The organism is Streptomyces sp. NPDC053541, from assembly GCF_044544705.1.
GTDB lineage: Bacteria > Actinomycetota > Actinomycetes > Streptomycetales > Streptomycetaceae > Streptomyces.
This window is the reverse complement of record NZ_JBITXM010000012.1, coordinates 327,923-340,717: the sequence shown is the minus strand read 5'-3', so window position 1 is coordinate 340,717 and position 12,795 is coordinate 327,923. Positions and strand designations below refer to the sequence as shown.

The window sequence follows — 12,795 nt, the reverse complement described above, 5'->3', positions numbered from 1 at the left end:
TCTGCCCACGATGTTCAAACCGGGTTTCACGAGTACCCCCACCTTGTAGATGTACGTGGCAGCGCGGATGCGCCGCTCCGTCTGCGGGCCCGGGGCCTTTGCACCGGGCCCGCAGACGGAGCGGGGGCAGCACTGCGGGAGCAGTGCCGCCCCGCTCCGTGCTCGGCGAGTGCCGGATCAGGAGCCGATCAACGTCTCGATCTGGGTCGAGTTGTTCATGGCGCCAGCCCAGACCCGCACATCACTGATGCGGGCCGGCAGGTAGTTCTTCCACGCTCCATCCGCCATGCCCGTGCCGAGGGCGAACGTGCTGGTGCCGAACTTGTCCGTGATCGATGTCCGCCCGTTGAGCGTGGTGCCCACCCTGAGGGAGACGGTGCCGTCCTGGGCGTCGTAGACGCCGGTCAGACGGACGTCCGTACCCACTTCCGCCTCGTCCGTCGACCTGACCAGGTGGGTACGGCTCGCGTCGCGGACGCCGAAGTACCAGTGCCCCACAGGGCGTTGTACGTCGACGAGCTCCTGGGTGACGGGGTCCTCGATTGTCACGGTCTTGGTGCCGGTGACCTCGTACCACAGCCCCCAGCCGTTGCCATTCGCGGTCCACTGCCCGAGGACCTGGCCGACGTATCCCACGCCCTTCGCGTTGATCTTGCCGCTGTCCAGCGCGACCTTCGTCGACACCGTGAACGAACCGGAGTCGTCGAGCAGCGGTAGGTTCGTGGCCGTCAGCGCGGTGCCGGCCACGGCCGAGTCGTCGGCGCCGTCGAAGACGAGCTCCTCACCGGCCGCGGTGGCACCCGACAGGGTCAGCGTCCGGCCGTAACCGGAGTTGCGGTCGGTGACGGTCGTTCCCGAAGCCCCTGCACCGGACCAGTCGGCCACCAGCTCGGCCGCGTGGAATCCGCCGTCCAGCTTGGTCCGCGCCTCGTCGGCGATCTCAGAGTCGACCAGCGCCCGCTGCCAGGCCTTGACCTCGTCGATCTGGCCCTTCCAGTAGTCGCCGTACGCCCCGCGCCACCATGCGCGGCCGATTTGGAACGCACCCGTGGACGTCCACGACGGAGCGACGGTGTAGGAGCCCTGGTTCTCTCCGTTGACATAGAGCTTGATCTGCTTGGTGGTGTTGTCGTACACGGCCGCCAGGTGGGTCCAGGCGCCGATGGCCGCCGGCCGCTTGGCCTTCACGATCTGGTAGCTGATGTCGCCGTCGGTCGCGTCCTTGGGCGAGGTGCGCAGCTCCCAGGTCTTCGAATCCGCCCGGTAGGTGAGGTAGAAGGCGCTGTACCAGCCGTCTGCCGTCATGCGTGGGTCCTGCGAGACCACGATCGAGTTGCGGTCTCCCGCTTCGAGACGGGCCCAGGCCGAGACGGTGTACGAGGAGCCGGTCTGGACGACCGGGCCGGCGGTGGCGGCGTAACCAGTGCCGTTGAGGCCGAGTCCCTTGTCGGTCTCGGGCGACGGCAGCGGGTCTCCGTTCTTATCGTGGGTGATCAGGCCGCGCCGGCCGCGATCGGTGCGGGTCGCGCCACCCGTCAGGGTGGCGTTGGAGGCTCCACCGGGCGCTGCGGTGTCAAGGGCCGCGCCGGAATCCTCCGTGAATTGCCAGTGGCCGACCGGTGCGTCCCCGCTGGCGACCTGGAACTCCACCTTCCGAGGGGGACCGGGCCGGTTGAGAGTGTCGATGGCGCGTACCTCAAGCGCGTACGTGCCGGCCTTCTCGGGCGTGACCTTGGCCGTGACGGGTGATCCGGTCAGTGTGGTCCAGCTTGAGCTGGTCGTGTCGGCCACGTCTTTCGGATCGGCCGTGATGTACGCGAGGTAGTACTGGTACGACTTGACCGCGTCGCCGGTCGCCGGGCTGAACGTGAACGTGCCGGCCACCCCGGGCGCGCCGGCTGCCGTGCATGGGTCGGTCAAGCACTGCGTGTAGGGAGCGCCGAAGGTGACCGTGGGGGCCTTCGGGGCGGTGGGGTCGACCTTGAAGTAGCACCAAGGGGCGTAGCCGGAGGACTGTACGTGGTTGCCGGCGTCGTCGAAGACCTGGGTCAGGGACGAGTAGCGGTACAGCGTGCCTTCGCCCAGGGTGCTCGGCCATGTGGCGTACAGCTTTTGGCCGTCGCCGGCGAAGTTGGTGCCAGTGGGGGTGGAGATGCCTGAGCCGGACCAGGTGCCGTCGGCGGCCTGCTTCTCGATGCGGAACCAGGCGTGCAAGCGGGCGCCGGCCTCGCCACCCGCCGCGGTCTGCGGCGTGGAGGTCAGCGCCGGTGTCGGGTCGTCGATCACGGTCGGGTCGGAGGCGTTGCCGGTGCAGACCGTACCGCCACCGGTGACGATGCCGACACCCGTGGGCGTGGCCGGGAGGGCGACGTAGCTGACGGCCAGAACGGCGTCGCTCTTGAAACGCTTCCAGGCGGAGGTGTCGGTCTCGTCGTGGGCGCGGATCTCGAGGGTCAGTCGGGAGAACTTGCCGGCCGCGAAGTCACGGACGGTCGGGGTGAGGTTCTCGTTGGTCTCCTCCGGGTTGTCGTTGAACTCGATCGGCGCGTCCGGGGAGTTCGGATCGCACAGGGAGCCTCGCCCGGCGGACACCCATCGGTCGACCATCCAGTCGAGCTCGGCGGGTCGGCTCGACCAGGTCGTGGAGGAGGAGATGTTGTTCGTGCGTACGAGGTCGACCAGGCGCGCCTCGCACTGGAAGGCCCAGGGCTCGGTCACCCGGAACGTCGCGTCCAGCACGCGCTTGCCGCGCAGGCTGTCCGGCGCGAACTCGAAGTAGAGCTTCTGGACGTAGCCCGGGCCGCAGGGGTAGCCGTTCCAGGAACCGCACTTGCCAGCGCCCTGACCGTTGTTGTCGGATCCGTCGCCCCAGCCGTAGGACTCGTAGCCGTCGGAGCGGAGCAGGGTGCGCTCGGACTCGCCCCACGTGACGGTCGGGTCGATGAACAGCGGGTAGGCGCCCGGGTCGGTGCTGGCCAGCATCCCAGTGTCCGGGAGGACAGAGAGGCTGTTCTGGGTGACGGTCACGTCCATGCGGGAGACGTTGTCGCCCTGACCGGGCTCCAGGCCGGTGCCGGAGGCCGCCAGCTCGGATGGGTCGGCAGGGGTCGACTGACCCTCGGCGGTGGTGACGTCGGCGCGGAGCATCTGCGTCGCGGTGCCAGAGGTGGCGCTTGGCTCCGCGGCGCCCTTGCCGGCTGAGTCCCACATCCGGGCCGGCGGGGAACGGAAGACGGTGTTGCCGTTGCCGTCGACGGCGGCGAGGCTGCCTGCGGCGCCCTTGCGGACGGCCAAGCCGTCCGTCTTCAGGTCGAAGGTGAGTTCCTTGAGCGCCGGGTTCGCGGCTGCCGTGGGCGTCTTGACGACGAGGACCTGCTGGAAGCTCTCGACCGTGGCTGTCAGCTTGAGGTCGACGTCCGGCAGGACGTTGCGGTAGACCGCGTTCGCCCCGTCGAGTTCGGGTGCCGGGAGGTCCCCCTTCCAGTCCAGTTCGAGGGACCGGCCCCGGTCGGAGATCTTCACCAGGGGCGTCTTGTCCGACCCGTCCGAGAAGGACATCTCCGCCGACGCCGCCTTCGGCCCGACCGTCCCGTCGGCGCGGCGCTCCAGCGTGGCGTCCGGCACCTGCCATCCGCCACCGGGCTTGGCCACACGCACCGGCACGGAATGCTGTTCCAGCGTGAAGGTGAAACCGTCGGGATTCGCGAACACCGAGGTCCGCTCCCCGCGCTCGTTCTCGACCTCGACGCGCTTCCCGGTCTCCTTGGCGTCTTCGAGCGCCTGGTGCGCTTCGTCGAGCGCGGGCATGTCCGCAGTCGGCACGGCGGCGAACGCCGCCGGTACCGGAACCACGAGCCCCACCGTCATGGCCGATAGAGCGACCACCGTGCTTCGGGCACGCCGAAGCACCCCCTGCCTCTTCACAATCCCCACCCCTGCATTGCACAAAGTTCACAGTCGGGGGGTCACCCAACGACATGCGTTCACGTCACGTCAAAGGCGTATGTCAGGTCCGAATGCTGCGCGTCCGACCGAGAAAATGCGGCCATAAGGAGATACACCGACCGGGCTTCAGCGCCCACCACGGAACGACTCCCCGCAACGCAGAGTGACGAAGCGCGAACCCGGCAGCCAGCGCATCGTCAGGCCATGACGGCGTTCCCTCGCGGCGAGGCACCCACGAGGACGTAGCGGATTATGAGATTCCAATTAATGCGCAGAGAGCGATGCCCGACCCCGATCCGCGAACGTGACGCAGGTCACGTGGCCAAACAGTCCCTCACTTCTCCTCCCGCGGCAGCCACACCCCCATCACCACCGCCGTCCCCAGCAGCACCCCCGTCGCCACCCGGAAGGCCGCCGCGTAGCCGGCGGTCAGGGCCTCGGGGGTGGTCGCGTCGGCGGTGATCGAGGCGGCGACGGTGGAGAGGACCGCGAGGCCGAGGGCGCCGCCCATGGTGCGGGAGGTGTTGATGAGGCCGGAGGCGAGGCCGGCGTCGGGGGTGGGGACGCTGGTCGTGGCGAGGACGGCGAGGGGGGTGGAGCCGAGGCCGATGCCGAACATCATCAGGACGCCCGGCAGCAGGATCGCCGTGAGGTAGCCGCCGGCTGCGGTCATCGTGGACTGCCAGGCGAAGCCGCCGGCCGCGATGAGGACGCCGAGGACGGCGACCGGACGGGCGCCGAGGCGGGGCAGCAGGCGGGGGGCCAGTTTGGAGCCGGCGATGACGCTGGCCGAGCTGGGGACGAGGGCGAGGCCCGCCTCCAGGGGTTCGTAGCCGAGGACGTTCTGGGCGTAGAGGGTCATGAAGAACCACATGCCGAAGGAGGTCGAACCGCACAGCAGCATCGTCACGTTGGCCGCCGACACCGCCCGCGTGCGGAAGATCCGCAGCGGCATCAGCGGCTGCGCCGAGCGGGCCTCGACGAGCACGAAGGCCGCGAGCAGCAGCAGGCCGGCGAGGAGCGGCAGGACGGTCGCGGCGGAGGTCCAGCCGGACTGCTCGGTCTGCACGATGCCGTACGCGAGGGTGGCCAGGCCGGCCGTGACGAGGACGGCGCCCGGCAGGTCGAGGCGGCGGCCGCCGTCGACCCGGCTCTCGGTCAGCCAGCGCAGGGCGCCGGCCAGGACGAGGACGCCGATCGGCACGTTGATGAGCAGCACCCAGCGCCAGGACAGCAGGTCGACGAGCGCGCCGCCGACGAAGCCGCCCGCGGCGCCGCCGGCCGCGCCGACCGCCGTCCAGGTGCCGACCGCCCGGGTGCGGGCGGGTCCGGCCGGGACGGCGGCGGTGACCAGGGTGAGGGTGGCGGGGGCGAGGGCCGCCGCGCCGAGGCCCTGCACGGCGCGGGCCGCGAGGAGTTGCCAGCCCTCCTGGGCGAGGCCGCCCGCGACCGAGGCGAGGGTGAAGAGGGACAGGCCGACGAGGAACATCCGCTTGCGGCCGAAGAGGTCCGCCGCGCGCCCGCCGAGCAGCATGAAGCCGGCGAAGGCGATCGAGTACACGTTGACGACCCACTGGAGTCCGGGCGCCGTCAGGCCGAGCGCGGCCCGCATCGAGGGCAGGGCCACGTTCACCACGGACACGTCGAGGACGACGAGGAACTGGCCGGCGCAGGCGATCAGCACCACCAGCCAGAGACGGGACGGGGCGGGTATCGGCGGGGCGGAGGACGGGGCGGTGGTCTCGGTTCGCGGCATGCGGGTCATGGTCGCACCCCGGCCCCGCCCCGTACACGCCGATTACCGGCGCGGTGCCCGCAGCAGGGTCACCACCGCCGCCCCGCCGAGGCCGATGTTGTGCGCGAGGCCCACCCGCGCCCCGCCGACCTGCCGCGGGCCGGCCTCGCCGCGCAGCTGCCGGACCAGTTCCGCGGCCTGCGCGAGGCCGGTGGCGCCCAGCGGGTGGCCCTTGGAGATGAGGCCGCCGGAGGGGTTGACCACCCAGCGGCCGCCGTAGGTGGTGGCGCCGGACTCGACGAGCTTGCCGGAGGCGCCCTCCTCGCACATGCCGAGCGCCTCGTAGGTGAGCAGCTCGTTGATCGAGAAGCAGTCGTGCAGCTCGATCACGTCCACGTCCTCGATGCCGAGGCCGGACTCCTCGTACGCCAGGCGGGCAGCGGCCCGTGACATGGGGCGGCCGACGACGTCGATGCAGGAGCCGGAGGCGAAGGACTCCTCGGTGTCCGTGGTCATCGCCTGGCCGGCGATCTCGACGGCCCGGTCCTCCAGTTGGTGGGCCGCGACGAAGCGCTCGGAGACGACCACGGCGGCGGCCGAGCCGTCGGAGGTGGGCGAGCACTGGAGCTTGGTCAGCGGCCGGTGGACGGTCCTGGCGGCGAGGATCTCGTCGACGGTGTGGACGTCCTGGAACTGCGCGTCGGGGTTGCGTGAGGAGTGCTGGTGGTTCTTGGCGGCGACGGCCGCGAGCTGCACCTCGGTCGTGCCGTACCGGTCCATGTGCTCGCGGGCCGCGTTGCCGAAGATCTGCGCGGTCGGCGGATTCGCCTCGAAGCCGTGGGCGGCGGCCATGATCCCGTAGTGCCGGGCGACCGGGGACGTCTGGAAGTCCCCGGCACCGGCGGCGCCGCCGCCGAGCGCGCCGCGTGCCATCTTCTCGAAGCCGAGCGCGAGCACGCAGTCCGCGGTCCCGCCCGCCACGAACTGCCGGGCCATCATGAGGGCGGTCGAGCCGGTCGCGCAGTTGTTGTTGACGTTGTAGACGGGCACGCCGGTGAGCCCGAGTGCGTAGACGGCGCGCTGGCCGGCCGTGGACGGCTGGAAGCAGTAGCCGACCGGCACCTGCTCGACCAGCTCGTACGGGATGCCGGCGTCGGTCAGGGCGGCGGCGCCTGCCTCCTTCGCCATGTCCCAGTACTGCCAGTCCCGGGTCTCCGGCTTCTCGAACTTCGTCGTGCCCACGCCGACGATGTACGCCTTGCCCATGTCCGGGCCCCCTCAGTCTCTCGGCAGGCCGAGCAGGCGCTCGGCGACGACATTGAGCTGGACTTGCGTGGTGCCGCCCGCGATGGTGAGGCAGCGGGACATCAGCAGCCCGTGCACGGCCCGTTCGCCCGCGCCCTCGGCCACCGCGCCCGCGGGGCCGAGGAGTTCGAGGCCGAGTTCGGCGACCTTCTGCTGGTGGACGGTCTGGACGAGCTTGCGGACGCTGGCGCCCGGGCCGGGGTCGAGGCCGGACACCTGGAGCAGGGTGGTGCGCAGGCCGATGCAGGCGAGGGCGTGCGCCTCGGCGACGAGGGCGCCGATCCGCACGCGTACGGAGGAGTCGGCGGCCTCGGTGCCGGCGGCGGCGATCAGCGCCTCCAGGCCGGTGTCGAAGGCGACCTGGTCGGCCATGTGGACGCGCTCGTTGCCGAGGGTGTTGCGGGCGACCCGCCAGCCGTCGTGCACCTCGCCGACGACGGCGTCGGCGGGCAGGACGGCGTCGTCGAACCACACCTCGTTGAAGAGCGCCTCCCCGGTGATCTCCTTGAGCGGCCGGATGTCGATGCCGGGGGTGCGGCGCATGTCGACGAGGAAGTAGCTGAGTCCGCGGTGCTTGGGCGCGTCGGGGTCGGTGCGGGCGAGGAGGATGCCGAAGTCGGCGGTCTGCGCCGAACTCGTCCACACCTTCTGTCCGTTGACCCGCCAGCTGCCGTCCTCCTGGCGCTCGGCGCGGGTGCGCAGGGAGGCAAGGTCGGAGCCGGCCTCGGGTTCGGAGAAGAGCTGGCACCACTGCTGTTCGCCGCGCAGGGTGGGCAGCAGGTGCCGCTCCTTCTGCTGCTTGGTGCCGTACGCGAGGAGGGAAGGGATCACCCAGGTGGCGATGGACAGCGGGCTGAGCCGGATGCCGGACTCGGCCATCTCCCGTTGTACGGCGAGCTGGTGGACCGGGCCCGCGCCGAGGCCGTACGGCTCCGGGAGGTGCGGGGCGGTGTAGCCGGTGGCGGCGAGGGCCTTGCGGGCGGCGTGCGGGTCGAGTCCGGCGGCCGGGGCGAGGGCCTCGCGGGCGGCGGCGCGGAACTCCTCTGCCTCGGCGGGAAGTTCGAGGCGCAGCTCGCGGCGGGTGCCGGCGGCGGCGCGGGCGAGGGCGGCGAGCCGGTGGGTGTCTCCGGCGCCGAGCAGCTGGCGGGCGACGAGGGCGCGGCGCAGCAGCAGGTGGGCGTCGTGCTCCCAGGTGAAGCCGATGCCGCCGAGAATCTGGATGCAGTCCTTGGCCACGGTGTACGCGGCGTCGAGCGCGGTCGCGGCGGCGAGGGCGGCGGTCAGGGACCGCACGTCGTCGGCGCCCCCGGCCCCTCCGGTCTCACCGGCCTCACCGGTCTCGCGGGCGGCACGGGCGGCGTCCCAGGTGAGCGCCCGGGCCTGTTCGAGGCGGACGAGCATGTCGGCGCAGAGGTGCTTGACGCCCTGGAAGCGCCCGATGGGGTGCCCGAACTGGACGCGGGTGCGGGCGTGTTCGGCCGCCACGTCGAGGGCGCGGGCGGCGGTGCCGCAGGCGTCGGCGGCGAAGAGCACGGCGGCGAGGTCGCGGACGAGGCCGGAGTCGAACCGGGAGCCGGGGCCGGGGCCGCCGCCGGAGCCCTGGCCGAGGACGCGCCCGCCGGGCACGAGGACGCCGTCGGCGCGCACCTCGGCGGTCGGCCGGGTGGGGTCGGCGGAGGCATGGGGCCGCACGGCGAGGGCGTCGGCGTCGACCGCGAGCCACACGGTGCCGTGCAGGGCGCGCGCGGGCAGGATCAGCAGGTCGGCGCAGGCGGCGCCGAGGACGGGCGGGGCGAGGCCGTCGAGGACCAGGCCGTCGGCGGTCAGGGAGGGCGCGGCGGTGAGGCTGCCGGGGCCGAGGGCGACGGCGGCGACGCGCTCGCCGGCCGCCACGGCGGCGGCCTCCTCGCCGCGGCCGGCCCGGTGCAGGAGTTCCGCGGCGAGGACGCAGGGGAGGTACGGGCCGGGCAGCACGGCCCGGGCGGCCTCCTCCAGGACCACGGCCAGGTCCACGAGGTCGCCGCCCCCGCCTCCGTACTCCTCGGGGAGGTGCACGCCGAGGAGCCCCTGGCCGGCGACGCCGTCCCAGTGGGCGGGGCGGGCGGTTGCGAGCCCGGGCAGGTCGAGGTGCTTGCGGACCTGCTCCGGCGGTACGGCGCGGGTGAGCCAGCCGCGGACGGATCGGGCGAGCTCCCGCTGTTCGTGCGTGATGGCGATGCCCATGGCGCGCAGATTAGAACACGTTCCAATCTGACGGAAGGTCAGATGCGGGGGAAGTCGGCGGCGGGCGGCGGCGACCGCCCGTCCACGGACGGGCGTTGTCAGTGGCGGGTGCCACGATGCGGAGCAGCGGCCGAAGCGGCCGTCCGGACCTCGGAAAGTGGACTCGCCATGGGCACCTGGGACATCGGACCCTTCGACAACGACACCGCCGCCGACTTCTCGTACACGGTGGACGAGGCGCCCGAGGATCAGCGGGCCGGCGTGCTCCTGACCGCCTTCCACGAAGTGACCGGCGTCGGTGACGAGTACCTGGACGCCGACCAGGCGGTGGAGGCGATCGCCGCCGCTGCCCTGGTCGCCGCCCAGTGCCCGGGCGGTGACCCGGTGACGTCCTCGTACGGTCCGAAGCAGCCGATACCCCCGCTCCCGGACGCGCTCCGGCCGGCCGCCGTCGAGGCGCTGGACCGGGTGCTCACCGAGCCGTCCGAACTGCTCGAACTCTGGGAGGAGTCGGACGCCGAGGAGTGGAAGGCGGGGGTGCTGCGGCTGCGCGCGGTGCTGGCGGGGGGTGCTGCTCAGGAGCAGGCCGGGGAACAGGCCTAGAAGTCGTCCCCGGCGTCGGTACGGGCGGCGACCCGGCGTTCCGCGCGGGCGCGGGCCGCGAGGACGACGGACGTGACCGTCGCCGCGAGGCCCGTGCCGCCGAAAAGCAGCAGGGCCGGATTGACCCAGCCCGGGACGATCTCCTCGCCGTTGCACACCAGGCTGACCGGCAGGGCCCCGGAGGAGTCCGGGGTGACCTTCGCGCCCGCGTTGAACCAGCAGGCGTCCTCGGGGAAGAGGGTGGGCAGATAGGTCAGGCCGTACGCGTGGACGGCGCCGCCCGCGAGGAGCGCGAGGCCGGCCGTCAGGGCGGCCAGCCGGGCGGGCGACGGGCGCGGCCGGGGCGGGCGCGGCAGCCGGCCGGCGTTCCGGGCCCGGGACCAGCCCACGACGGTGGCCCCGGCCCAGAAGGTCAGGGCGCCGGCGAGGACCAGCATGCCGAGGAGCGTCGCCATGCCGCCCTCAGCGCCCCGCCCCGGTGCCGGTGCCGGTGCCGACGGCCGTGACCTTCTCCGGGCCGCAGCCGATCCGCTCGGCCTCGGCCGCGACGTACGCGGGCAGCAGTTCGCGGGTGAGGCGGGTGGGGTCGTCCTCGTAGGAGTCCATCTGCTCGACCATGAACAGCACGCGCCCGGTCTGGCAGTCCGCCGCGTACACCGCGCGGTTCGCGTTGAACGAGCCGTACCCCTTGGTGCCCTTGACCTTCGTGCCGCTGTGCCGCACCGCCTTCCCGAACAGCGCGCTCAGGCCGCGGTCCGCCACCGTCGTCAGCCGCACCGAGGGCCCGAGGCTCTTGTAGCCCGCCTCGCACACCCGGGCCGGGCCGCCGTCGCCGCTCGACCGGGACCAGGTCAGCGACTCGCGGGCACCGGCCGGCGGCCGCAGGCCCGCGATCCCGCAGAAGGCGGTCGGCGAGACCGGGCCCCGCTCGGGCAGGGCGGGGAGCCGGTCGGGCACGCGGTAGGCGCCTGAGCAGCCGAGGTCGCGCATCACGCCGTTGGCCGCGGCGACCAGCGCCCGGGTCAGGTCGGTCCGGTCCTGGGCCTGGTACTCCCACTGGATGTCCAGGCCCGAGCCGATCGACAGGTCGACCACGGTCGCCCCTTCGAACTCGCCGACCCGACCGGTGCAGCTCTCCGGCAGGGCCAGCCAGGCGCGTTCGGCGGAGGTCATGCCGGGCAGCCCCTCCCCGAGCGGGACCATCCGCGACGTGAGGAACTCGCCCGGCCAGCGGTGCGCGTCCGTGCCGTAGAGGCCGTCGAGGACGTGGACGTCGACCCGCAGCCGGCGGCTCATCCGCTCGCCCTTGTAGCTGGTGATCCGGCACTCCCCGTAGCTCCGGTCGCGGGGGCGGTCGTCGCTCTCCAGCACCTGCTCCTCGACCCTGGTCTCGCGCTCGCCGAAGAGCCCCTTCATCGTCTCCTCGTCGAAGGAGTCCCAGCAGGGCGCGGCGCCGCCCACCAGGGGCAGCGTGTCGGTGCGCCAGGCGACGGTCCCGGCGCCGAGCAGCGCGCCCACGAGGGCGGCGACGGTCGCGGTGCGGGCGGTACGGCTGCGCAGCAGGCGCCGCAGCCGGGAGGGCGGGACGGCGGACGCACCGTCGGCGCTCGCGCCCCGGGCGGTGTCCGTGCGGTCGCCGGCTCCGGCGGCCTCGGTGGCCCCGGCTCCCGCCGCCCCGGCGGCCACCCCGGCCTCACCGGCCTCACCGGCCTGACCGGTCTCACCGGCCACCCCGGCCACCCCGGCCAGCCCGGCCTCCGTCTTCGCGGTCGTGTCCTCGGTCATCGTGCTCCTCCCCCGGTCGCGCATCCGATGCGCTCGCTCACGGACGTGACGAAGTTCCGGAACACCCGCCGGTCGTCCGGCCGTCCGTGTCCCTGGAGTCCGGGGCGGACGTCCCCGTAGAAGACGGTCTCGCGCCCGTCGCACGCGGCCCACACGAGCCCCTTGTCCTCGCCCTCGGGCAGCCCGGCGAACAGGGCGACGAGGCGCGGTTCGCCCGTCATCACGAACTGGGCGACGAGCTCCCGGGCGCTGCCGCGCGCGTCGAACCAGGCCGAGCAGGTCTGGAGCCGGTCCCCGACCGCGCCGACCTGCTCCTCGTAACGGGGGTTCTTGTCGTACTCGAAGGTCACACCGGGGATCCGGCACAGCGGCGAGCCCGCGAAGGTGTCCTCCTCGGCGACCTTCACCAGCGGGGAGTCGAGGCGCAGGGGCTGCTCCGGCGCACAGCCCGCCTTCTCCATCAGCACATTGGCCGCGTCGACGAGCAGCCGGCCCACCTCGGCACGGGGCGCCATGGAGAAGTCGCCGCTGCTGAGCCTCACCGCCACCGGCCGCCCGTCGGCGTCGCAGGCCGGGGGCAGGACGAGCATGCCCCGCTTGCCCGAGACGAGCCCCGGGAGGCCGTCGGGCAGCGGGGACAGGGAGCCGTTGAGGTTCTCGCCGATCCACTGGCGGCGCGCGTCGGCGCCCTCGGGCACCGCCCCGTACTCCAGGAGGACCCTGGCGTCCTCGGGCGACGAGGTGAGCCTCACGGTGCAGGTGGCCCGCGGCCGGCCGGCGGCGGGCGGCGCGGACTCGGCGGCGGAGCGCTCGCCGGAGTCGCCGAGCGCCTCCTCGCCCAGGAAGTCCGGGCCGCTGTTCTCCTGCCAGGCCCCCCAGCAGTAGCTCTCCCGGAACGGGCCGGTGCCGGTGGCCCACAGGCCGATGCCCACGCCCGCGGCCACGATCGCTCCCGCGATCACCGCGGCGAGCGCCTTTCGGCGCCGCTTGGGCCTGTTGTCGTCCACGCCGTTCCCCCCTGCGAAGTGTCCGCGCCCCAGCAAACAGGCCGATGGTACGACCCCGGGAACTCCCGACGGCCTCCGGGGTCTTCGGGAGCCGCGGGGCCCGCGAGGCGTACGGGGCCTCCGGGGCCCCGGAGGCTTCGAGGTCTGCGAGGTCTGCGGGGTCTGCGGGGGCCTCCGGGTGGGACGCGGGGC

8 protein-coding genes are annotated in these 12,795 nt (G+C 73.0%); 1 reads left to right on the top strand and 7 read right to left on the bottom strand.

The features are described 5' to 3' along the window. Window positions 1-177: 177 nt before the first annotated feature. From ACIGW2_RS30260 to ACIGW2_RS30245, 4 genes are all read right to left on the bottom strand, one after another. Window positions 178-3,807, bottom strand: a complete 3,630-nt coding sequence (locus tag ACIGW2_RS30260; protein WP_399847117.1) for a LamG domain-containing protein — start codon at window positions 3,805-3,807, stop codon at window positions 178-180. Between the two features lie 472 nt (window positions 3,808-4,279). Next, a complete protein-coding gene (locus ACIGW2_RS30255) occupies window positions 4,280-5,710 on the bottom strand; it encodes an MFS transporter (protein ID WP_391654388.1) in 1,431 nt (476 codons plus the stop codon). 33 nt (window positions 5,711-5,743) lie between these two features. Continuing rightward, the gene (locus ACIGW2_RS30250; RefSeq protein ID WP_399847116.1) at window positions 5,744-6,946 is read right to left on the bottom strand and encodes a thiolase C-terminal domain-containing protein; all 1,203 of its coding nucleotides are present in this window, start codon (window positions 6,944-6,946) and stop codon (window positions 5,744-5,746) included. 12 nt (window positions 6,947-6,958) lie between these two features. Next, window positions 6,959-9,208 carry an acyl-CoA dehydrogenase gene (locus tag ACIGW2_RS30245; protein WP_399847114.1) on the bottom strand — a complete coding sequence of 750 codons (2,250 nt, stop codon included), beginning with the start codon at window positions 9,206-9,208 and terminating at the stop codon, window positions 6,959-6,961. Window positions 9,209-9,376: 168 nt separating this feature from the next. Between ACIGW2_RS30245 and ACIGW2_RS30240 the strand changes: the two genes are divergently transcribed. Beyond that, window positions 9,377-9,811, top strand: a complete 435-nt coding sequence (locus ACIGW2_RS30240; RefSeq protein WP_399847113.1) for a DUF4259 domain-containing protein — start codon at window positions 9,377-9,379, stop codon at window positions 9,809-9,811. Here the strand turns inward: ACIGW2_RS30240 and ACIGW2_RS30235 are convergent. Genes ACIGW2_RS30235 through ACIGW2_RS30225 form a run of 3 tightly spaced genes read right to left on the bottom strand, consistent with a single transcriptional unit; the run spans window position 9,808 to window position 12,603 of the window. Then, a complete protein-coding gene (locus ACIGW2_RS30235; protein WP_391654384.1) occupies window positions 9,808-10,266 on the bottom strand; it encodes a hypothetical protein in 459 nt (152 codons plus the stop codon). The two genes, ACIGW2_RS30240 and ACIGW2_RS30235, sit on opposite strands and share 4 nt — an antisense overlap. A 7-nt stretch (window positions 10,267-10,273) precedes the next feature. Then, window positions 10,274-11,596, bottom strand: coding sequence for a hypothetical protein (locus ACIGW2_RS30230; protein WP_399847111.1), 1,323 nt, complete (start codon window positions 11,594-11,596; stop codon window positions 10,274-10,276). Further along, a complete protein-coding gene (locus ACIGW2_RS30225; protein ID WP_399847110.1) occupies window positions 11,593-12,603 on the bottom strand; it encodes a hypothetical protein in 1,011 nt (336 codons plus the stop codon). The genes ACIGW2_RS30230 and ACIGW2_RS30225 overlap by 4 nt, the downstream gene beginning before the upstream one ends. Window positions 12,604-12,795: the final 192 nt, after the last annotated feature.